Below are 22896 nucleotides of genomic sequence, written 5' to 3' on the forward strand. Positions count from 1 at the left end.
CAAAACCTACAGTCGCTTGATGGAGATGTTGTGCTTGCGCAGGGCGTAGCCGATCTGACGCGGTGTCAGGCCGAGGATGCGGGCAGCCTTCGCCTGCACCCAGCCACACTTTTCCATCACCCGGACCAGTCGGTCGCGCTGCGGCAGGGCATCAAGATTGTCGAGATCGTCCATCTCGTTCCAATCGGCAACGTCGGCCGCATCCGCTAACTGCTCCGCTTCGGTCGGTGCCGTTGCCATCTGGAACGCCGGCCGCGGCATCAGGACCTGACAGTGGCACTGGCTCGTCTGACACGGCAGAGCCAGATCCTCGATCACTTCGCCGCGGGTCATCGTCGCCACTCGCTGGACGCAGTTTTCCAGTTCGCGCACGTTGCCCGGGAAGGAGCAGCGGGCAAGCACCTGCAAGGCGCTGCCGGCAAAGCGCATCTGGCGCTCGTTCTCCTCGTTGAACTGATTGAGAAAGTGTTCGGCGAGGGACGGGATGTCCTCCTTGCGTTCGCGCAAGGCGGGGATAAACACCGGTACGACGTTGATGCGGTAATAGAGATCGGCGCGGAAATCACCCTTGGCGACGGCGTCTTCCAGGTTGCGGTTGGTGGCGCAGACGATGCGCACGTCAACCTTGATCGTGCGGCTGCCGCCTACACGTTCGAACTCGCGCTCCTGCAGCACGCGCAGCAGCTTTGCCTGAAAGGTCTGTGAAATTTCGCCGATTTCGTCGAGAAACAGCGTGCCGCCGTCAGCAAGCTCGAAGCGACCCTTGCGATCGTGAATAGCGCCGGTGAACGAACCTTTTTCGTGCCCGAACAGTTCCGACTCGAGCAGCGTGTCCGGTAAGGCGGCACAGTTGACCTTGATGAAGGGGCCGTCCTTGCGCGGGCTGAGTGCGTGCACCGCGTGGGCGATCAGTTCCTTGCCGGTACCGCTTTCACCGCGGAGGATCACCGTCGACTTGGTCGGCGCCACCAGGTGCACCTGGGCGAAGACCGACTGCATCGGCTTCGAGTGGCCGATGACGGTGTCGACGCCCATCTCCTTGAGTGCCGTCTGTACCGCCGGCTTCAGATTGTTGCGCGGCACCGCACGAATAGCCTCGCGCTCACCCACCCGCTGGTGCAAACGCACCGTCTGGGCGATCAGGTTCGCAACCATCGTCAACAGCCGGACGTCGTCGCCAAAGCTGATTTCAGTGGCATCGTTCCAGACCCGCGCCACTGCCAGCACCCCGAAGGGCCGCCCGAAGGTTTTGATCGGGACGCCGATCAACGATATCCGCTCGTCATCAAGCGCGCCGGTAGCGCCCACATAGTCGGCGAGCAGGGGATGCTCGGAAATATTTTCGGTGACGAATGGCATCTGGCCATTGAGGATGCGCCGTGCAACCTCCTCCGGCAGGTTGGCGCCGCCGTTCTGATCGGCGACGCGACCGGGACAGGCGGCAGTCACCTCGATCGCACCCGCGTCATCGACGATGGCGACGACGCCGCGGCGCATTTCGAGGTACGAAGACATCAAGTTGAGAACGGCGCGCAAAGAAGCTTCAAGATTGGTTGATGAACTCAGAATTTTGGAGATCTCGTAGAGACTTACCAATGACAATGCAGCGGTATTGCGAGGACGTTCGATGGTCATGCCCGAACCTCACCGATAGAAAATACCAACAATCGCATCGTCCCATCCGTTCCCTGTTCAACCTGCTCGACGACAGAAATATCTCGTTATTCGAGTTATCTCCGCCCTGCACCGCAACGACCGCCAACAGTATTGCTCCAAACGCAACCATACTGATCGAACACAACGGCGCGATGCTGCCGTTTTCAACCTGTAGGGGGCGACGGCGTGGCGGTCATCGGCACCTTCAGTGCTCCGGTCTGCATCGCCGATTATCTTAAACTTAAGCAAAACCAATGCCACGCTGCAGGCTGGCAAGTCGTCAATGTTTTCTGACGCTTGCAGCAGCCACGACAATCCCTACAACCGAGCAAATGACTAAGGTATCACCGCCTGTGGTTCTTTTGCCCAATTGGTGCGCAACCGCTTGCGCCGCTAGCGGCTTAACCACCCCTTTGGACTGAGGTGTTTCGCCACCGCAGCACACCGGCCGACGCTACAAGCCGATGCCAATTCCACGCGGCCAAGGATGTAATGGCGGAGATAGAAAAAGCGAACGGGTGACTTCACCAAGTAAAAGTGCAAATGCAGGATCATCGACGCCGGTGCTTTGCGGCAATGAGCCTGCAGCGGTGGCGAGCAACTCCTCGCCATCGCAAAAGGCCGCGGATAGCTGGATCGCACCCTGCGATTGCGGAGTGCCGCCGGCGTCAGACTGCAGCGCGCATTGACTGGCCCCCACATAGCCGGTGTTGAAAATGAGGCTGACGAAAAACGACCCGCCAACGGCACTGGCGGGGTCGGTACTGAAGCGTGGGTTGGCGTACCAGGTTAACGCCTGCTGCATGGAGTGCTCGATACGGGCGTCAATCACCTGGCGCGGCGCGGCGTAAGGTGTGCCGGCGACGCGGACGAGCAGAGGTCCCTTGGCCATGACGCCGCGGGCGAACTCCCACGCACCGGGATTGACGTAGCCCGGCGTAACGCGGCTTCCATTGCTGCAGCCGGCCATGCAGATGTTGAGGCCGACGACCAGGACCGCCAGCCTCGGCACTATTCTCAACGCTATCCTCAACTGGCGCATCGGTCTTGAAAAAGACATCCGCTCGCCTCGCCGGGCTCGATACGCCCTCCACTCTGATGTGGCGTGATATTTGAGCAAGGAAAGGGGTAAAGCGCCGATGTAAGCCAGCACGCCAATGACTTTATCCGCTTCAGATCATGTTGCGGCGCACAATTTGATTATTTGTGTGATATCTTTCGCAAACAATTCATCAGGCGTTCGATTGTTATCTTGACGTACACATAAGGGAAATTGTTTAACAACCATTAGAAATGGTTGGTGATCGCAACTGGTCGGAAGGCTCAGGCGATCGCTCAGAATAACCTGAATTGGGAGGTTCGTTATCATGAGGTTAGCTCTAGCCCTTATCTCTGCCGCCGCCTGTCTCCTTGGCGGTGTGTCATTGGCTGAGGAGCCGATCGTTATCAAGTTCAGCCACGTCGTTGCTCCGGATACACCGAAGGGGCAGGCGGCAGAACGTTTCAAGCAGCTTGCCGAACAGTATACCGGCGGCAAGGTAAAAGTCGAAATTTACCCAAACAGTCAGCTCTACAAAGACAAAGAAGAGCTCGAGTCGCTTCAGCTTGGTTCCGTTCAGATGCTGGCGCCATCACTGGCCAAGTTCGGTCCGCTCGGTGCCAAGGAATTCGAGGCGTTTGACCTGCCGTGCCTGTTTCCTGACCGGGCGGGACTGCACCGCGTCACCGACGGTAAGATTGGTGCAGAACTGTTGAAGAAACTGGAGTCGCGCGGCATCGTCGGCCTCGACTATTGGGATAACGGTTTCAAGATCTTCAGCGCCAACTCGCCAATCAAGACCGTAGCCGATTTCAAGGGTCTGAAGATGCGGGTGCAGTCCTCAAAGGTACTCGAGGCACAAATGCGTGCGCTCGGTGCGATTCCGCAGTCGATGCCGTTCTCTGAAGTCTATCAAGGTCTGCAGACCGGTGTCGTTGACGGGACGGAAAACCCACCATCGAACATGTATACGCAGAAAATGTTCGAAGTGCAAAAATACGCCAATGTCTCCAGGCACGGCTACCTCGGTTATGCCGTCATCGTTAACAAGAAGTTCTGGGATGGTCTCCCGGAAGGCATTCGTACCCAGCTGTCAAAGGCAATGACCGAAGCAACCGCCTACAACAATGAAATTGCGCAAAAGGATAACGACGACGCACTTGCGGCAATGAAGGCAAGCGGGAAGACTGACTTCTTCACGCCGACCGTCGAGGAGCGCAAAGCAATGTGCGTCGCTCTTGAGCCGGTCTATGAGGAGATGCAGGGCCGCATCGGCAAGGAGCTGATTCAGGCGATCCGTCAGGAGGCGGGTAGCATCATCGAAGGCAAGAACTAGACATAACAAGGCGGCAAGCGTCTGGTGCAGACCGGGCGCCTGCCGCACGGTGAGGCAAATGCTCCTACGAATTCTCGATCACCTTGAGGAATGGCTGATTGCCTTTCTCATGGCTGCGGCGACGCTGGTCATCTTCGCCGCAGTTGTCCACCGTTACGGGTCCGGCATTCCAATTCTGCAGGACTTCCTGTTGAAGATAAACATGTCCTGGGCGCAGGAACTGTGCATCTTCATGTTCATCTGGATGGCGAAGTTTGGCGCTGCGTACGGTGTTCGTACTGGTATTCACGTCGGCGTCGATGTCGTCGTCAACGCGATGGACACCAACTGGCGGCGCATCTTCGTAGCTTTCGGGCTCCTGGCCGGCGCCTTGTTTACCGGCCTGGTTGCCTGGTTCGGGGCGACGTTCGTGTCGGCCCTGCACGGAACGGAGCAGGTTTCCTCCGATCTCGAATGGCCGATGTGGCTCGTCTATCTGTGCATACCCGTTGGTTCGGCGCTGATGTGTTTTCGCTTCTTGCAGGCGACGTACATCTTCCTCAAGACCGGCCACCTGCAGCGGGTTGATCATGGCAAAGTCGAGGGCGTCGAACTGGATGCGGATGAACCGATTGCNCGCGGCCATAGAAGCCGACAAAAATATTCGCATGGGAGGGAAGGATTGACCGCCGCATTCCTCTTCGGCCTGCTGATCGTCCTGATGGCGACAGGGATGCCGATTGCCGTTTCGCTTGGTCTTACCGTCCTTGCGTTTCTGTTTGTTTTTACCGACGTTCCGGTTGAGATCGTCGCCCAGAAGCTGTTCACCGGCATCGAGAAGTTCGAGATCATGGCGATCCCGTTCTTTATCCTTGCCGGCAACTTTCTCACCCACGGCGGTGTCGCACGGCGGATGATCAACTTTGCCACCGCCTGTGTCGGTCACCTGCATGGCGGCCTTGGCATCGCCGGTGTCATGGCCTGTGCGCTCTTCGCCGCGGTCTCCGGCTCCAGCCCGGCGACAGTGGTGGCCATCGGTTCGATCCTGCTGCCGGCGATGGTGAAGTTCGGTTTTCCGAAGCGGTTCGGTGCCGGTGTGATTACCACCTCCGGGGCGCTCGGCATCCTTATTCCGCCGTCGATCGTCATGGTCATGTACGCCGTCGCCACCAACACCTCGATCGGCACCTTGTTCATGGCCGGCATCGTCCCTGGCATCGTTCTTGCCAGCATGCTCGCCGGTGTCACTTGGTATCGGGCGTGGAAGAACGACTATCCACGGATGCCACGGGCGCCGTTCAGCACCGTTCTTAGCACATTTCGTGAGAGCATGTGGGGACTGCTGCTGATCGTTATTGTTATAGGTGGCATCTACGCTGGAATCTTCACACCCACTGAAGCAGCGGCGATGAGCGCGGTCTATGCTTTCATTGTAGCTGTCTTCATCTATAAGGACATGACGCTCCGGCAGGTGCCAAAGGTCCTGCTCGATTCGGCAAATATGAGCGCGATGCTGCTGTTTATCATCGCCAATGCCATCCTGTTCTCTTTTTTGATGACCAACGAGAACATTCCCCAGGCGATGGCGAGTTGGATGATCGATCAGAACTTCAGCGTCATCCTCTTTCTGCTTGGCGTCAATATTCTGCTGCTGCTTGCCGGCAACGTCATGGAGCCATCGTCGATCACCCTGATCATGGCGCCGCTGCTGTTCCCGATTGCCACCCGGATGGGGATTGACCCGATCCATTTCGGTATTCTGATCGTGGTGAATATGGAGGTCGGTATGTGCCATCCACCGGTGGGCCTGAACCTCTATGTCGCCAGCGGCATCACCAAGATGGGGATTACCGAGCTTACGGTTGCGACCTGGCCATGGCTGCTGACGATGCTTGTCTTCCTGGTGCTGGTCACATACTGGCCGACGCTGTCCTTGTGGCTGCCGCGAATGATGGGTGTCATGTAAGCGAAGCAACCAGACGGCACCTTCTTTCGGGACTTGTTTGATCGTCTCGAAGGCGACATGACTGAACTGCGATACGAGGGCCGCTGCCGATCGGGGCGGCCCTCGTTCTGTTGCAGTGGGCGAGGAGGGTGGCGTTGAGCGACTGGTGGCGNGGGGCGGTGATCTATCAGATCTATCCGCGCAGCTTTCGTGACTCTAACGATGATGGTATCGGCGATCTGGCGGGAATCACCGCGGCGCTCGACTACGTTGCCTCGCTCGGCGTCGACGGCATCTGGCTGTCGCCGTTCTTCACCTCGCCGATGAAGGACTTCGGCTACGACGTTGCAAACTATGTCGATGTCGACCCGATTTTCGGCACCCTCGGCGATTTCGATCGCCTCCTGGCACGCGCGCATGCGCTCGGCCTGAAGGTCATCATCGATCAGGTCTATTCGCACTCATCGGACCAGCATCCGTGGTTCGCGGAAAGTCGCCAGAACCGCACCAACCCGAAAGCCGACTGGTACGTTTGGGCCGATCCGAAACCGGATGGCATGCCGCCCAATAACTGGCTGTCGGTGTTCGGCGGTGTCGCCTGGGAGTGGGAGTCGCGCCGCCGCCAATATTACTTTCACAATTTTCTCAAGGAGCAGCCGGACCTCAACGTGCACAATCCGCGCNNGGTCCAGGAGGCAATCCTCGCCAGTGCCGATTTCTGGCTCCGCCGTGGTGTCGACGGCTTCCGCGTCGATGTGGCGAATTTCTTCTGCCACGATCCGGCGCTGCGCGACAATCCGCCCTCCGGCCACCCGGCACCGGACAAGGCCTATTGGCTGCAGCGGCCGCTATATACGCGCAATCGGCCTGAGACACTCGACTTTGTCCTCCGCTTTCGCCAACTGCTCGATCGTTATGCCGGCACGATGGCGGTGGCGGAACTCGCGGCCGAGGATCCGGTGGGGACGATGGTGGCCTACACCGACGGTCCCGACCGCTACCATACCGCCTACAGTTTCGTCTTCATGCGCGAGGCCTTCAACGCGCCGCTGTTTCGCCGCGCGGTGGAGGACTTGCAGCACCGATCGCAGGCGGCGTGGCCGTCCTGGGCTTTTTCAAACCACGACGTGCCACGGGTGGTCAGCCGCTGGGAGGCGGCCGGCGGCCGCGACCCGGCCTTTGCCAAGGCGATGATCGCGCTGCTGACGACGCTGCGCGGCACCGCCTTCCTCTACCAGGGTGAAGAATTGGGGCTGCCACACGCCGAGGTGCCCTTCGAGAAGTTGCAGGATCCGGAAGGCAAAGCCTTCTGGCCGCACCACCGTGGCCGTGACGGCGCGCGGACGCCGATGCCATGGCAGGCCGACGCCCCCTTTGCCGGCTTCACCTCGGTGGAGCCCTGGCTCCCCGTTTGTTCGCAGCACCTGCCACTGGCGGTCGACCGGCAGGAGGCGGATGCAGCGTCGGTGCTGGCGTTCACGCGACACTTCCTCGCTTGGCGCAAGCAGCAGCCGGCGTTGATCGATGGAGCGATCCGCTTTTTCGATGCGGCGGAACCGGCGTTGGTCTTCGAGCGGCGAGACGAGGGGCAGGCCGTTCTCTGTATCTTCAATCTTGCCGCGGAAAGCCTGAGCCTGCCCTGGGCCAATTTGTCCGAGTGGTCGCCCATCGACGGTCACGGGCTGCCCGCCGGTCGCATGGGGAGCGATCGCATCGGCTTGCCGGAGTGGGGGCGCTCTTTCTCCGCCGTCGCTGAACCCGCACGCAACGTGGCATGCTCGCAGAGGCGGCGGGTATCGGTAAATTGCCTATGGATATAATAGGCAATATCGTCTAATATTAACCTAGTGGTAAATAGGGTGTAAGCGCGTCGATCGTTATGCCGACCGTGCAGGGCAGGTGGCGATGGTTGAATTCTCCAGTGGACAAGACACGCAGACGCGATACTTGCTGCCGAGTTGGATGCATTTCGGCAACCGTCACCGCGCATCTACGCACGCCGGGTGGTCGGTCCTGCCGCTGAACTGGCATGACGTGGCGGAGGTCACCTTGCGGCGTCTATCGCGAGGTGCTGGCCTTGCGGCGGCCAAGGCAGAGCCGCCATCGCCCGTGTTGCACTTTGTCGCAGAGGTTGTCGCCCCAGTGACGGAGGAGGCCTCCCCGGAAGCGGCCGCTTCGCCCGATGCAGCGATCACCAGTGCGGCCTTCAATGCGGCGAGCGAGGAGGAGTGGCGGCCACTGGCTTCGGACGGCGAACTGGCGGCATTCGGTGCTTTGATCTGCATCCTGAGCGCGGTGGCGACGCTTTCCGCCATGGCTTGGCTGATGGCGGCGCTTGCCTGAACAACTCGGCGCAAATGCCAGTTGACAACACCGTGATAGTGTGGAAATCCAATCTGGATAATAGACAAATCTCTGGTTGGATTGTCACGCCCGGATGCTTTCCCAAAAGGCGAAGTATGCGCTGAAGGCTTTGTTCCAGTTGGCGACCTCGCCACCTGGGACGATGATGTTGGTAGCTGACATCGCCGCGAAGGAAAACGCACCGAAAAAGTTTCTGGAGCTGATCCTGCTCGAGTTAAAGCGCGACGGTATTGTCTACAGTCTGCGCGGCCGCAATGGTGGCTATGCGCTGGCCCGCCCGCCCGGGCAGGTGACGGTGGGGCAGGTGGTGCGGCTTATGGATGGACCATTGGCACCTATTCCCTGTGCCAGTCTCAGCGCCTATCGTCCGTGCAACGATTGTAAGGACGAAGAGTTCTGTCCGGTGCGGCGGGTGATGCGCGAGGTGCGGGATGCGGTGGCCGAGATTCTCGACAATCGCACCCTCGCCGACATGACGGCAAATGCGGCGCTGCACGGGCTGATCAAGGTTGGCGTGACCTGAGTGTGATCGCACCGTAACAGGTGTGATTATTTTTTTGCCACTAACATAATTAAATAGATAGACTAAATCCTGCGAGTTGGGTATTATACCGCAAGTTGTAATTTGTTGCCTGGGATAGGAGGATTGTGTGTTCGGACGGCGCCGATTTCTGCCCATTCTCGCCGGCTGCGCCCTGATTTTTGCTGCTGGCAGCGCCCGTGCAGCCGACAAGACGCTGCTCAACGTTTCCTATGATCCAACTCGAGAATTCTATCAGGAGTTTAATGCGGCGTTTGCCAAGGTCTGGAAGGAGAAGGCCGGCGATGGCGTCATCGTCCGCATGTCGCATGGCGGATCAGGCAAGCAGGCCCGTGCGGTGATTGATGGTCTGCAGGCGGACGTTGTCACCCTCGCTCTCGCCTACGACATCGATGAAATCGCGGCGAAAACCGGTTTTTTGCCGGCTGATTGGCAGAAGCGTCTGCCCGAGAACAGTGCCCCTTACACCTCGACCATCGTCTTTCTGGTCCGCAAAGGCAATCCGAAGGCCATCCGCGACTGGAACGACCTGACGCGCGACGGCGTTTCCGTCATCACCCCCAATCCGAAGACCTCTGGCGGGGCGCGATGGAACTTTCTCGCTGCCTGGGGGTATGCACTCAAGCATTGGGACGGTGATGAAGCGAAGGCGGAAAAGTACGTCACCGACATTTTTCACAACGTGCCGATCCTTGAGACAGGAGCGCGCGGCGCCACCACCACATTCGCCCAGCGTGGCCTCGGCGACGTCTTGATCACCTGGGAGAACGAAGCGCTTCTGGCCAAGGAAGAATTCGGCACCGATACGTTTGAAATAGTGGTGCCGTCGATCAGTATCCGGGCGGAACCCACCGTGGCGCTGGTGGATACCTGGGTCGACAAGCACGGGACCCGCGATGTGGCGGAGAGCTATCTGCAATATCTCTATTCACCCGAGGGGCAGCGGCTGGCGGCCAAGCACTATTTCCGCCCAACCCGAACGGACGGCGTGCCTGCGGCTGAGTTGGCCCGCTTTCCCAAGCTTGAACAGTTCACCATCGACGACGTGTTCGGTGGTTGGCAGAAAGCGCAGGCGCGGTTCTTCTCAGATGGCGGCGTCTTCGATAAAATCTACACGCCAGTGAGATAGCCGATGACTGCGATCGCTCAGCGTCTCAGCGTCTGGCGCCGTGACAGCGTGCTGCCGGGATTTGGTCTTACTCTCGGCCTCACCTTGACATATCTCAGTCTGGTGATTCTGCTGCCCTTGTCGGCGCTGATCATCACCACCTCCGGTATGGGCTGGCAGGCGTTTCTCGATGCAGCATTCACGCCGCGGGCGCTCGCCGCCTATAAGCTGAGTTTTGGTGCGGCCTTTATCGCGGCAGGGATTAATGCCGTCGCCGGTGTGATCGTCGCCTGGGTGCTGGTGCGCTACAGTTTTCCCGGCAAGCGCCTTGTCGATGCCATCGTCGATCTGCCCTTTGCGCTGCCGACGGCAGTTGCCGGGATAGCGCTCGCTGCCATCTACGCCTCGAACGGCTGGATCGGTGGCCCTCTCTCCATTCTTGGTATCAAGGTTGCCTTCACGCCGCTTGCGGTCGTTCTGGCCCTGCTGTTCGAAGGTCTGCCGTTTGTCGTCCGAACGGTGGAACCGGTGCTGCAGGATCTCGATCCGGAGTTGGAGGAGGCCTCGGCCAGCCTTGGCGCCGGGCGGCTGCAAACGATGGTGCGGGTCATTCTACCGTCGATCCTACCGGCGGTGGTCACCGGCTTTGCGCTCGCCTTCGCCCGTGGACTGGGCGAGTACGGTTCGGTGATTTTCATCGCCGGCAATCTACCGATGGTTTCGGAAATCGCCCCGCTGCTGATCATTATCAAGCTCGAGCAGTACGACTACACAGGCGCGACCGCGATCGCCACCGTTGTCCTACTTGCCGGTTTCATTCTCCTGCTGGTGATCAATGTCCTGCAGCGTTGGAGCCGCCGGCACGAGCACCGTACCTAGCGAAAGCGAGTTGGAACGATGATCACTCCCGCTGCGAGAGCTTCTCGTATTGCCATCAAGGAACCGCCATGGCTCAAGGTCGTCCTGACCCTGTCGGCGCTGTTGTTCCTCTTGCTGTTTGTCGCCATGCCGCTTGCCGCCGTCTTCGTCGAAGCGTTTCGGCGTGGCGTGGACATGTTTTTCCAGGCACTGGTAGAGCCTGACGCGCTTGCCGCCATCCGCCTGACCACCTTCGTTGCGGCCATCGCCGTTCCGCTGAACATGCTATTCGGTATCGTTGCCTCGTGGGCCATCGCCAAGTTTGACTTCGCCGGCAAGAGCGTCTTGATCACCTTGATCGACCTGCCGTTTTCAGTGTCGCCGGTGGTCGCCGGTCTGGTCTTCGTGCTCTTGTTCGGCATCCATGGATGGTTTGGCCAATGGCTCGTCGATAACGATATCCAGATCATCTTTGCCGTTCCGGGCATCGTCCTGGCGACGATCTTCGTCACCTTCCCCTTCGTCGCGCGTGAACTCATTCCGCTGATGGAGGAGCAGGGACGGGAAGAGGAAGAGGCGGCGATGTCGCTTGGTGCCGGCGGCTTGCAGACCTTCTTCCGCGTGACCTTGCCAAACATCAAGTGGGGCCTGCTTTACGGCGTTCTCCTCTGCAACGCCCGGGCGATGGGAGAGTTTGGTGCTGTGTCCGTGGTCTCGGGACATATCCGCGGTGAAACCAACACCATGCCGTTGCACGTTGAGATCTTGTACAATGAGTACAATTTCGTTGCGGCGTTTGCGGTTGCCTCGCTCCTGGCGGGTTTGGCGTTGATTACCCTTGTTCTCAAGAAATTCATTGAATGGCGGTCCGGCGACACCGGCCGCGGCGCACCGCTTTAAAGGCGGTCGAGGAGAGTCAGCATGGACATCGAAGTCAGGAACATTGGTAAGCGATTTGGCGATTTCGTCGCCCTCGACAATGTCAGCCTGGGCGTCAAGCAGGGTGAACTGGTGGCGCTGCTCGGCCCGTCCGGGTCGGGCAAGACAACGCTGCTGCGGATCATCGCCGGCATGGANAGGGGGTCCGAAGGACTCGTCCTGTTCGGCGGCGAAGACGTGAACAGCCGGACGCTCCGTCAGCGCCGCGTTGGCTTTGTCTTCCAGCACTACGCTCTTTTCAGACACATGACGGTTTTTGAAAACGTCGCCTTCGGTCTCCGCGTCAAGCCGCGTAAGGAGCGGCCGACCAAGGAGTCAATCCGCGAACGGGTGACCCGGCTGCTTCACCTGGTGCAGCTCGATCCGTTCATGCAGCGCTATCCCTCGCAGCTCTCGGGCGGCCAGCGCCAGCGCGTGGCCCTGGCACGCGCCCTGGCGATCGAACCCAGCGTCCTTCTCCTCGACGAACCCTTCGGCGCCCTCGACGCCAAGGTCCGCAAGGACCTGCGGCGCTGGTTGCGCAAACTGCATGACGAGATGCAGTTGACCAGCCTGTTCGTCACCCATGACCAGGAAGAAGCGCTCGAACTCGCCGACCGGGTGGTGCTGATGAATCGCGGCCGCATTGAGCAGGTGGGGCCGCCGCAGGACGTCTACGATCATCCGGCAACCGCCTTTGCCTACGAGTTTCTCGGCCACGTCAATCGCCTCGCCTGCGTGCGCAATGACGACAGGCTGACCTTCCCGGGTGGGGAACTGACCCTGTCAGCGACAATGAATGGCGAAGCGAACAACGCCTTTGCCTACGTCCGTCCGCATGACGTGGAGATTTTCGCCGGCCCGGTGATGGTCGGAACTCCGGCCACGGTACTCTACGTTTCCGGCGCCGGGCCGTTCATCAAAGTGGAGCTGACGCTCCCCAACGGCAACAGCGAGGAGACCATCATCGAAGCCGACCTCTCGCGCGAGGAGTATCGCAAGCTGAACCTGAAGGCGGGCCAGCCGGTGTTCATCCGCGCGCGCAAGGCACGCGTTTTCGCTGCCGACGCCGAACTCCGCATGCATTGAGCGACCGGGCGAAGGGAGCACCACCATCGCCCCCTTCGCCTTTGCCTCACGATCGGCGGTGATATACCCTGGCGCCGGCACTTGTCGTGTCTCGACCATGCTGATGAAGGGTTGCCGCCGTGGCGGAGATGCAGCGTTGCGACCATGATCATGGTCAATGTATCGCCGCGCTGATGCTGGCGGCGGAGCGCCGCTGTGCCGAGCGGGGAGTCCGCCTGACCCAGCAACGGCGTCGAGTGCTGGAGGTGGTTGCCGGCAGCCATCTAGCGGTGGGTGCTTATCAGATCCTTGAGCAGCTTGGTCAGGATGGCCGGCTGCCGGCGCCGATTTCCGTCTACCGTGCTCTCGACTTTCTCGTCCAACAGGGATTGGTGCACCGCGTCGCCAGCCGAAACGCCTTCGTCGCCTGCAGCGGTCCGGATGAGTCGCACACCGCCCAGTTTCTCATTTGCGAGCACTGCGGCATCGTCAGTGAGTTGCGCGATGCCGAACTGGTCCAGACGCTCAACCGCGGTGCCACCGGACAGGGCTTCACTATGACTGCGGCAATCGTTGAGGTTTACGGCGCCTGCCCCGCCTGCGTCGCTGCCGGTACGCGTCCAGCCAACGCTGGCGGCTGCTGATCCCGTAGCCACTCAAATGCGTGTTCACCGCCTTCGTGCGGCGCGTCTGCCGCGTCTCCTCCCTGACAAGGCCCGCGGCGGCCGTTGATGAGCGCCCCTTGTGTGTCTGGTGGGCTTCCACTATCAAAGCCGCACGCCACGAAAGGGGCAGCAGCGGCGATACTTGCATCAGGCGATATTTGCTGGTGCGCTCGCATCTGCATCTCCAGGTAATCTGTGGTGCCGCGGGGGCAGGCGGTGGGAAGCGGTGATGGCGTCGGCAAGCAAGAACGTTATTCTCGTCGCGATTCGCGAATGCCGATCAGGGTTTCTTCTCCTTGGGGCGTTCAGCTTTTTCATCAACCTGCTGATTTTGACCCCGACTCTCTACATGATGCAGGTCTACGACCGCGTCCTCGGCAGCGGTCGTCTGGAAACCCTGGTCTTTCTCACCATCATCGCCGCATGTGCCTACATGGTGATGGGTGCCCTTGAGGCGTTGCGTGGACAGGTTCTCAGCCGCATTGCCCGCTGGCTCGACCGTAGGTTGTCGCCGACGCTGATCGAAATGAGCATGCGGGGTGTCCTTTACGGGCTACCGGCGAACGCCCAGCCCTTACGCGACTTGGCGCAGGTGCGTGCGTACTTGGGCGGCGCCGGTGTCAACGCGCTGTTTGATGCCCCCTGGTCGCCGATCNNTTTCGCCGTCATCTGGGTGTTGAACCCGCTGCTCGGCATGTTTGCCGTTGGCGCCGCGGTCATTCTCGCCGGTATCGCTATCCTCAACGAATACCTGTCGCGCCGGGCGTTGAGATCAGCCTCGGCCCTGTCGATCAACAACACCCAGCGAGCCGATACGGCGGTGCGCAATGCCGACGTCTTTCACGCCATGGGGATGTTGCCGGGCTTCCTCGCCGACTGGGTTGCCCGTAACGACGAGGCACTGGCAATGCAGGTGGCGGCGGGCGATCGCAACGCGATCATCCTCGGTATCAGCAAATTTTTCCGCCTGTTCGTCCAGTCGTTCATTCTCGGCCTCGGCGCCTACGTCGTCTTGCAGCAGGAGATGAGCTCGGGAGGCATGATTGGCGCGTCGATCCTCCTCGGTCGGGCACTGGCGCCGGTGGAACAGGCCATCGGCAGTTGGAAGAGTTTGGTGGCAGCGCGCGATGCCTACGAGCGGCTACGGCAGCTGGCCGAACGGCTGCCGCCGCCTGCGCCGGCGATGCGATTGCCGGCGCCACGCGGTCGCCTCACCTGCGAGCAGGTGGTGTTCGTGCCGCGTGGCCGCGAGACGCCGATCCTGCAGGGCGTCAGTTTCGTCATGGAACCGGGAGAGGCGATCGGCATCATCGGCCCGTCGGCCGCCGGCAAGTCGACGCTGTGCCGGCTGCTGGTGGGGTCGTGGCAGCCGACGCGCGGTTACGTACGCCTGGACGGGGCTGACATTTTTACCTGGCCGTCGGAAGACCTCGGCCCCTATGTGGGATACCTGCCGCAAACCGTCGAACTGATCGGCTCGACCGTCGCCGACAGCATCGCCCGGCTGGCGCCGAATTCCGATCCGCAGGCGATCGTCGAGGCGGCGCGTACCGCGGGTGTGCACGAGATGATCCTGCGTTTACCCAAGGGTTATGAGACGGAGATCGGCGACGGCGGGTCAATCCTGTCCGGTGGCCAGCGTCAGCGCATTGGCTTGGCGCGGGCGCTGTACGGTCGGCCGCGCCTGGTTGTTCTCGACGAGCCGAATGCCAGTCTCGATGCCGAAGGCGAGGACTCGCTGATCGGCGCCATTCTGAAAATCAAGAGCNNTGGGGGGGGGGTGTTGATCGTCGCCCATCAGCCACGCATTCTGCAGCCCGTTGATAAGCTGCTGCTGCTGCGCGACGGCAAGGTGGAACTGTTTGGGCCGCGTGACGAGGTGTTGAAGAAGCTAAGGGCGTCGCGTGGTCCGGTTGCCGTGCCGGTGCCGGCTNNACCGCCGGCAAAGCTGGCCAAGGTGCGACCGCGGCGGCCGCTGGACGCGGTGCGTCGTCGGCGGGCGGGTAAGGCCGACGATGACCGACAACCCGCCGGTAAAGACAGGCGACTCCGGCTTGGGTGGCCAACCGGTGCAACAAGCGCCTGCCAGCATTGTTCCCGCGCTGCCAGTGATCGTTCCCCGCATCGCCAGCCGATCCCGCCGCTTCGCCGCGACCTGCGGGTGACGGCGGGGATAGGGCTGCTGATCGCCGCCGTGTTCTTCGTCATCGGTGGCGGTTGGGCGGCGATGGCCCCGATTGGCGGTGCGGTCATTGCCGAGGGCGTGGTCAGCCCGGAGGGAAGCCGACGCACCGTGCAGCATCTGGAAGGCGGGATCGTTCGCGAAATCGATATCAAAGAGGGCGATCAGGTCAGCGCCGGACAGGTGCTGATGGTGCTTGAGGACGTGAGCGCGCGAGCCGAGGTGGGGACGCTTGAAAGCCGGCTGCGAACGCTGGCGGCAATCGAAGCGCGGCTGACTGCCGAGCGCAATGGATCGCATCAGGTGGTGTTTACCCATCCGATCCTCGCCAACGGTAGCGATCCGGAAGTTCGTGCCGTCATCGATCAGCAGGTCAATCAGTTCGAGGCGCGACGCAGCAACGACGTTGGCCGGGAAAGTATCCTCAATCAACGTGTTGCCCAGCTCGACCAGCAGATCGTCGGTGCGCAGCGTCAGCTGGAAGGCGTCCGTCGTCAGGCGGATCTGATTCGCGAAGAGATCAAGGGCGTCGCCGAACTGTACGAGAAGGGCTACGAGAAGAAGCCGCGCCTGCTCGCCCTACAGCGGAGCGAGGCTGACCTGATGGGGCAGGAGGGGGATCTGGTGGCGCGGATCGCCCGCTCGCGCGAGCAGATCGGCGAAACCCACATGCAGATCATGAATATCCGTCAGCAACGCCTGGAAGATATCGACAAGGAATTGGCCGATACGCAGGCAAAGCGGCAGGAGATCGAACAACAGATCCGCGACAGCCTCGATAAATTGCACCGTAAGACCATCACCGCTCCTGTGGATGGTACGGTGCTGACCTTGAAGATCAAGACCGTCGGTGGCGTGGTCCGTCCGGGTGAACCGGTTATCGACATTGTGCCGCAGCACGATGATCTGATTATTGATGGGCGAATCTCTCCCAAGGACGTGGACGATGTCCACGCCGGTCAGCACGCCTTCGTGATGTTTCCCTCCTTTTCGCAGCGGGTCATGTACAAGCTCCACGGCACCGTCGATCACGTTTCGGCGGACTCGCTCATGGACGAGAAATCCGGTCGCAGCTTTTTCATCGTAAAGCTTCGTGTCGACCGCGAGGAACTTGAACGTTTGGATCCGGAAATCGTCCTCGGGCCGGGCATGCCGGCCGAAGCATTCATTTCCACCACACCGCGCACCTTGCTTGAATACTTGGTGCAACCGCTGTCGATGGTGATCGCGCGGAGTTTCCGCGAGCACTGAGGATGGCAGCCCCGCGTCGCGGCGGTGCTTAGCGAGAACGATCGCCGCGGGTCGTCAATGGCCACGCCGTCACGCACGCCGGCCCCAGCAAGCTCGCTAATGTGGATGCGCCGATCGGCACCAATATTGGCAGCTGGCATGTGAACACAATCACTGCCGGCGTCCCCTCGTCATCGTACGCTTCCTTCTTACCGGTGGTCATTTGCAGTATGGCTGCATGGAAATGGGACCGTTTACCCCTGGCGCTGCCGGGGCTGCCGGCGAACCTGATGCCGGCAGGACAGCGAGGATAGTGTGATGGCCGGACCGGACCAAAGACTGCATATACAAGGCCATGCTGCGGCGCTGCCGAAGCCGGTGCAGGTATTGGCTAATCCTCTCTCTTTAACACCGTGCGCCCCCGGCCTTTAACCCAGCCGACGGCGCCCTGTTGTTCGACGGAAATCGTTTTCAACCGCGGTTCGCTTGTTGTCGGCGACGAGATCATCCAGGGTTCGCTGGTAGTCCGCGATGGCCTCATTGCCGCCATCGACACCGGGGTCAGCCACCTTTCCGGAGTCGTTGACCTTGAAGGAGACTTGCTGCTCCCGGGGCTCGTTGACCTGCATACGGACAATCTGGAGCGTCACCTGCAACCCCGACGCGGCGTGGCGTGGCCGACGTTTGACGCATTTCTAGCACACGATCGACAGATGGCTGTTTCCGGGGTGACGACGGTCTTCGATTCCCTCTGCGTCGGCGACCAGTTTACCGGTCGCAGTGGTCGCGATGACACGTTGGCCTGCGCCATCGCTGCCATCGAAGCGGCGCAGGCGGATGCGCTGTCGAGCTGCGTTCACCTGCTGCATCTCCGCTGTGAGGTTTCGTCCATCGACGCGGTCAGCGTGCTGGCGCGCCACATCGGCCATCCCCTGGTGCGTCTCGTTTCGCTGATGGATCATACCCCGGGGCAGCGGCAGTGGCGCCAGTTGGACAAGTGGCGGCAGGTCAATGGCGAGCATTTCGAGGCCGAGGTGGACCTCGATGCGGTGGTGCTGCACCGCCAGGGTTTGCAACAGCAGCACGCGGATGCGGCGCGGCGCGCAGCGGTGACGCTCACCCGTGCGCATCATCTACCGCTCGCGAGTCATGACGACACCACCGTTGATCACGTGGCGGAGGCGGTCTGGAACGGAGTGTCGATCTGTGAATTTCCCACCACTGCGATCGCCGCTAGGGCAGCGCACCGCCGCAGCATGGCCGTGGTCATGGGGGCGCCAAACGTGATTCTTGGCGGCTCGCATTCGGGCAATGTTTCGGCGCGTGCATTAGTGCGCGAAGGGCTGGTGGACGCACTCGCCTCCGACTACGTCCCGACCAGCCTGCTGCAGGCGTGTTTCCTGCTGCACCACCAGCTTGGCCTAACCCTTACCTCAGCAGTTGCCTTAGCCAGCCGCACCCCGGCACGCATGGCCGGTCTCAACGATCGGGGCGAACTCGCCGTCGGCAAGCGTGCTGATCTGCTTTGGGTCAGAGACTATCCGCAGTCGCCGGTGATCCGCGGCGGTTGGTGCGGCGGCAGCCGGATAATCTGAGGACCCAACTGCGGCCGAACCAAGGCTGACGCGGCTAACCGTCCTCAGGTTCGATCGGCGAGAGGGACGAAGGCCCGCTTGGGCGAGCCGCGATAAAGCTGACGTGGCCGGCCGATCTTCTGCGTCGGATCCTCGATCATTTCGTTCCACTGCGCCACCCATCCGACGGTACGGGCGACGGCGAACAACACGGTGAACATCGAGGTGGGGATACCCATCGCCCGGAAGATGATGCCGGAGTAGAAGTCCACGTTCGGGTAGAGCTTGCGCTCGACGAAGTACTCGTCCTCAAGCGCGATCCGTTCCAGCTCCATCGCTAGGTCGAGCAAGGGTTCGTCACGCACGCCGAGCGCATCCAGCACTTCGTAGCAAGACTGGCGCATGATCCGGGCGCGCGGATCATAGTTGCGATACACCCGGTGACCGAAGCCCATCAGGCGGAACGGGTCGTCCTTGTCTTTGGCGCGCTTGATGAATTCGCCGACACGGCTCTTGTCGCCGATTTCATGCAGCATTTTCAGCACCGCCTCGTTGGCGCCGCCGTGGGCGGGACCCCAGAGGGACGCGATGCCGGCAGCAATGCAGGCAAACGGATTGGCGCCGCTCGACCCAGCCAGACGCACGGTAGAGGTTGAAGCATTCTGTTCATGGTCGGCATGCAGGATCAAGATGCGGTCCATCGCACGCGCGAGAACAGGATCCACCTCGTAATGCTCGCAAGGAGTAGCGAACATCATATGCAGGAAGTTCTTCGAATAGCCGAGGCTATTCTGCGGATAGAGAAACGGCTGACCAATCGAATACTTGAGCGCCCACGTCGCCAACGTTGGCATCTTGGCGATCATCCGATAGGAGGCGATCATCCGGTGGCGCGGATTAGTGATGTCCGTCGAGTCGTGATAGAAGGCGGACAGGGCGCCGACCATTCCCACGAGCACCGCCATCGGATGGGAATCGCGGCGGAACCCCTCGATGAGCGCGTGCATCTGTTCGTGCACCATCGTGTGATAGGTGATGTCGTGCTCGAACTTGCTTTTCTGCTCCAGCGTCGGCAGGTCGCCGTACAGCAGGAGGTAGCAGGTTTCCATGAAGTCGGCGTGCTCGGCCAGATCCTCAATGGGATAGCCGCGATAGAGCAGAACGCCGTTGTCACCATCAATATACGTAATCGTCGNATCGCAACTTCCGGTCGACGTGTAGCCAGGATCAAAAGTGAAATAGCCGGTGTCCTGATACAGACGGCGAATATCGATAACATCAGGACCGGTAGAACCACTTAACAGGGGATACTCGAAACACTTCCCGCTGACGTTATCGATGAGAGTTACCGTTCGCTTACCAGCCTGTGGGTTCAAAGCTTCATTCATCTCTATTATCCTCTGCACAATCCTACACTGGCCGGCGTTTTCACCGATGCCCTGCTGGTTTACAGTTGTATGCAGTCCCGTGTAGTACGCCTCACGCCTGAAGCTTGCCCTCCGCAGACGCGACCACGGCACCAATTCGCCCCAGAGTTTCCTCCGGGCCAAGCACTTCCATGACTTCGAATATCGGCGGAGACACCGTCGAACCGGTAAGCGCAGCACGCAGCGGCTGCGCTACATCCTTCAATTTGAGCGGCGGATGGGCGCTGGCAAAGGCGCGGACGACGCCTTCGAGTTCGGAACTCGTCCATGCGCTCTGGCTACGGAGAATTTCACCCAACGTGGAAAGATTTGCCACCGCCGATTGGGCGAGGAAACGCGCCGCATCAGCCGTGAAATCCAAAGGCGGGTCCATCGCATAAAACATGGCGTTATCAGCCAGTTCGACGATCGTCTTCGCTCGCTCTTTCAAACCGGGTAATCCCTTGCGGATACGTTCGTCGGCCTTGGGAGAGAGCCGCCCGTCCAATCGCTGCTGCAGCCGTTGCAAGACCGAATCGGCGAGTGTCCGTTCATCGGTCAAACGAATATAGTGAGCATTCAGGCTCGTCAACTTGGCAAGGTCGAATCGGGCGGCGGAGCGGCCGACCGCATCGAGATCGAACCAGGCAATCGCCTCGTCACGGCTGATGATTTCATCGTCGCCATGGCTCCACCCGAGCCGCAGCAGATAGTTGCAGAGCGCTTCGGGAAGAAAGCCCATGTCGCGATAGGCATCGACACCGAGCGCCCCGTGCCGCTTCGACAGCTTCGCCCCATCACCGCCATGGATCAGCGGAATGTGGGCGAACAGCGGCTGCGGCCAGCCGAGAGCGGCGTAAATCTGGTGTTGGCGAAAGGCATTGGTCAGATGGTCGTCCCCGCGAATGACGTGGGTAACGTGCATATCGTGATCGTCGACCACCACTGCCAGCATATAGGTGGGCGTTCCGTCGGCCCGCAGCAGGATCATGTCGTCCAACTGGACGTTGTCCACGCTGACCGGGCCCTGCACCAGGTCGTCGATTACGGTTGCGCCACTTTGCGGTGCCCGGAGGCGAACCACCGGGTCGATCCCCTCCGGCGCGGTGGCCGGATCACGGTCGCGCCAGCGGCCGTCATAGCGGACCGGCCGTCCGGCCGCGCGCGCCTTTTCGCGCATCTCCGTCAGTTCTTCGGGGGTGGCAAAACAGCGATAAGCCATCCCGCGGTCAAGTAACTCACGGACAACGGCGGCGTGGCGATCCGCCCGCTGTGATTGAAATACCGGCGCCTCATCCCAGGTCAGACCAAGCCATTGCAGTCCGTCGAAGATGGCGGCGATGGCCGCATCGGTGGAGCGCAGCCGATCGGTGTCCTCAACGCGCAACAAAAACCGGCCGCCATGGTGGCGGGCAAACAGCCAGTTGAAAAGCGCAGTCCGGGCACCGCCGATATGTAGAAAGCCGGTGGGAGAGGGGGCGAAGCGAGTAACGACCGTCATAAGCTCATCAAGGCGGGCAACCGCGAAGTGATTTAAACCGACTTCCTTCTAGCACATCTGTTCAGAAGCGCCAGCCGCATCGACGTATCCGCTCGCTGGCGTTCAGAGGCGTCAGCTGTGAAAACGGCTTTGCCCCGTAGCAGACGTCTTTCGATGCCGATCGTTTGTCGTCACAATGGGTTGAGCATTGTGTTGATACGGCCGATGCCACAGTGTCGGCGCTTTGCAGGTAGGGATGCCATGGCCGGAGAGACAATCGTTCACTGCGATGCGTTCGACATTTCCCTCGCCATGGGGCCCGCTGTCGCCGACGTCACGACACCGCTTGCGGCGATCGTTGCCGCCGCACAGGTCCGCGACGGCAGCGCCCAACTTGCGGCGGTGGGCTCAACCGCGTCGTTGACGACGATAGAATTCGAGCCAGGCGCGGTTGAAGACTTGAAGCGGGCGATCATGCGCCTTGCCCCGGCCGATATGGAATACAAGCACGAACTCATGTGGCACGACGGAAACGGTCACAGCCATGTTCAGGCGGCTCTGCTCGGCCCGTCGCTGATCGTCCCGATCCGCGCAGGGCGGATGCGACTTGGCACCTGGCAGCAAGTCGTCGTCATCAACCACGATAACCGGCCACGTCGTCGGACAATCGAAGTTACGGTCATCGGCTGCCGCTGACCCGAACGGATAAATAATCGCCTGACCGTGAGCAAAGATTGATGATGGAAAGGTTCCCCCGCGTGGAACGAGTTCCGTCAGTAGACGTTCTTCGCTGCCGGCCAAGTGGCCACGCCAATCGATAGGCGACTTCAGCCTGAGGCATCAAGCAAGGCACGCAATGCCAGCATCAGGCAACTGGTGTTACACGCGTGTTAGCGCATGCGAAGTTCGAAGCAGCGTTCAAAAGATGAAAATGATTACCAACATCATCAGAAAATTACCCACTTAAACTGGTGGCAAATATACGCTACACTAGTCTTGTTCGGGATATCTGCCTCGGACTGGCCATCTGGGAGGGCCAATACCCCTGCCGATCTGAGCGATCGAAAAAGATTAAGAGGTTGTGCGGAGGCGTCTGCAAAAAAATGCTCTACCTGCCGAATAACGGCTACAAGGTTTATATGGTTGAGCTGTTCAACCAACAGGTCAGGAGCCTCGTCACCACGCGACGACGGCACTCGTTTTTTAACGACCACTGGGCAGAGGTGCAGGTGCGCGACGTTGTCGCGCGCAGCGAAACTGAAGCGCGGGCCTTGATCGCCGAACGATTCCCGCCCGAAGACGGGTTTGTCGTCCAGGCAATCGTTCCCGAACGCTGCTGATCTCGCGTCTGCCTGCGCTTCCGCAATTCTTGCGGTTGAAATTGTCACTGCCAACAAATCGTCAAGCAGGACCCAGCGGGTTTGACGTGTCGCCTGTGCGTTGGCGGCGGCTGGGGATTACGTGCAAAGCAGTGGTGCTAGCAGCCTGTCGGACTTAACGCGAGGCGGAGCTGTGGGTTATAGAATCCGGGCATGGATTCACGCCCC

At 60.6% G+C, this 22896-nt stretch carries 18 protein-coding genes and 1 pseudogene; 15 read left to right on the plus strand and 4 right to left on the minus strand.

What is annotated here, in order from left to right; genetic code table 11:
- Positions 1-6: 6 nt before the first annotated feature.
- Together nifA and HQ394_RS18530 are read right to left on the minus strand one after the other, a co-directional pair.
- The gene (nifA, locus tag HQ394_RS18525) at positions 7-1635 is read right to left on the minus strand and encodes a nif-specific transcriptional activator NifA (protein WP_190261424.1); all 1629 of its coding nucleotides are present in this window, start codon (positions 1633-1635) and stop codon (positions 7-9) included.
- A 475-nt stretch (positions 1636-2110) separates the two neighbouring features.
- The gene (locus HQ394_RS18530; protein ID WP_190261425.1) at positions 2111-2809 is read right to left on the minus strand and encodes a hypothetical protein; all 699 of its coding nucleotides are present in this window, start codon (positions 2807-2809) and stop codon (positions 2111-2113) included.
- Between the two features lie 214 nt (positions 2810-3023).
- Here HQ394_RS18530 and HQ394_RS18535 point away from each other — a divergent pair, with 214 nt between their 5' ends.
- The 13 genes and pseudogenes from HQ394_RS18535 (at position 3024) to HQ394_RS18590 (ending at position 18484) form a co-directional block, all read left to right on the plus strand.
- A complete protein-coding gene (locus tag HQ394_RS18535) occupies positions 3024-4031 on the plus strand; it encodes a TRAP transporter substrate-binding protein (protein WP_190261426.1) in 1008 nt (335 codons plus the stop codon).
- Positions 4032-4140: 109 nt separating this feature from the next.
- A pseudogene (locus HQ394_RS20285) lies at positions 4141-4551 on the plus strand (TRAP transporter small permease); the annotation flags it as partial.
- Positions 4552-4692: 141 nt separating this feature from the next.
- Positions 4693-5976: a TRAP transporter large permease gene (locus tag HQ394_RS18540; protein WP_223292138.1), complete on the plus strand. Its 1284-nt coding sequence runs from the start codon at positions 4693-4695 to the stop codon at positions 5974-5976.
- Between the two features lie 158 nt (positions 5977-6134).
- Positions 6135-7775: an alpha-glucosidase gene (locus tag HQ394_RS18545; protein ID WP_456151651.1), complete on the plus strand. Its 1641-nt coding sequence runs from the start codon at positions 6135-6137 to the stop codon at positions 7773-7775.
- A gap of 127 nt (positions 7776-7902) precedes the next feature.
- Positions 7903-8298 carry a hypothetical protein gene (locus HQ394_RS20290; protein ID WP_223291722.1) on the plus strand — a complete coding sequence of 132 codons (396 nt, stop codon included), beginning with the start codon at positions 7903-7905 and terminating at the stop codon, positions 8296-8298.
- Positions 8299-8392: 94 nt separating this feature from the next.
- The gene (locus HQ394_RS18555) at positions 8393-8842 is read left to right on the plus strand and encodes an RrF2 family transcriptional regulator (RefSeq protein WP_190261430.1); all 450 of its coding nucleotides are present in this window, start codon (positions 8393-8395) and stop codon (positions 8840-8842) included.
- 127 nt (positions 8843-8969) lie between these two features.
- Complete coding sequence (locus HQ394_RS18560) at positions 8970-9989, plus strand: sulfate ABC transporter substrate-binding protein (protein ID WP_263053748.1); 1020 nt, start codon at positions 8970-8972, stop codon at positions 9987-9989.
- Between the two features lie 3 nt (positions 9990-9992).
- Positions 9993-10847 (plus strand): sulfate ABC transporter permease subunit CysT, encoded by an 855-nt coding sequence (cysT, locus tag HQ394_RS18565; protein ID WP_190261431.1) that lies wholly within the window; start codon positions 9993-9995, stop codon positions 10845-10847.
- 18 nt (positions 10848-10865) lie between these two features.
- Positions 10866-11726: a sulfate ABC transporter permease subunit CysW gene (gene cysW / locus HQ394_RS18570; protein ID WP_190261432.1), complete on the plus strand. Its 861-nt coding sequence runs from the start codon at positions 10866-10868 to the stop codon at positions 11724-11726.
- A 21-nt stretch (positions 11727-11747) separates the two neighbouring features.
- Entirely contained in the window at positions 11748-12833 is a 1086-nt protein-coding gene (locus tag HQ394_RS18575; protein ID WP_190261433.1) for a sulfate/molybdate ABC transporter ATP-binding protein, read from the plus strand.
- Positions 12834-12961: 128 nt separating this feature from the next.
- On the plus strand, positions 12962-13456 hold the full coding sequence (locus tag HQ394_RS18580) for a transcriptional repressor (protein ID WP_190263412.1): 495 nt from the start codon (positions 12962-12964) through the stop codon (positions 13454-13456).
- A gap of 250 nt (positions 13457-13706) precedes the next feature.
- Positions 13707-16910, plus strand: a complete 3204-nt coding sequence (locus HQ394_RS18585; RefSeq protein WP_190261434.1) for a type I secretion system permease/ATPase — start codon at positions 13707-13709, stop codon at positions 16908-16910.
- Between the two features lie 392 nt (positions 16911-17302).
- Positions 17303-18484, plus strand: coding sequence for an alpha-D-ribose 1-methylphosphonate 5-triphosphate diphosphatase (locus tag HQ394_RS18590; RefSeq protein WP_223291723.1), 1182 nt, complete (start codon positions 17303-17305; stop codon positions 18482-18484).
- A 44-nt stretch (positions 18485-18528) separates the two neighbouring features.
- Here HQ394_RS18590 and gltA read toward each other — a convergent pair whose 3' ends face one another.
- On the minus strand, positions 18529-19851 hold the full coding sequence (gene gltA / locus HQ394_RS18595; RefSeq protein ID WP_190263414.1) for a citrate synthase: 1323 nt from the start codon (positions 19849-19851) through the stop codon (positions 18529-18531).
- Between the two features lie 91 nt (positions 19852-19942).
- Positions 19943-21370 (minus strand): glutamate--tRNA ligase, encoded by a 1428-nt coding sequence (gene gltX / locus HQ394_RS18600; protein ID WP_190261435.1) that lies wholly within the window; start codon positions 21368-21370, stop codon positions 19943-19945.
- A gap of 240 nt (positions 21371-21610) precedes the next feature.
- On the opposite strand from gltX, the gene HQ394_RS18605 reads away from it, so the two are divergent.
- Positions 21611-22045 carry a secondary thiamine-phosphate synthase enzyme YjbQ gene (locus HQ394_RS18605; protein WP_223291724.1) on the plus strand — a complete coding sequence of 145 codons (435 nt, stop codon included), beginning with the start codon at positions 21611-21613 and terminating at the stop codon, positions 22043-22045.
- 407 nt (positions 22046-22452) lie between these two features.
- Positions 22453-22689, plus strand: a complete 237-nt coding sequence (locus HQ394_RS18610) for a hypothetical protein (RefSeq protein ID WP_190261436.1) — start codon at positions 22453-22455, stop codon at positions 22687-22689.
- Positions 22690-22896 lie beyond the last annotated feature (207 nt).

It is taken from the genome of Defluviicoccus vanus (assembly GCF_014672695.1).
Lineage (GTDB): Bacteria > Pseudomonadota > Alphaproteobacteria > Rhodospirillales > Defluviicoccaceae > Defluviicoccus > Defluviicoccus vanus.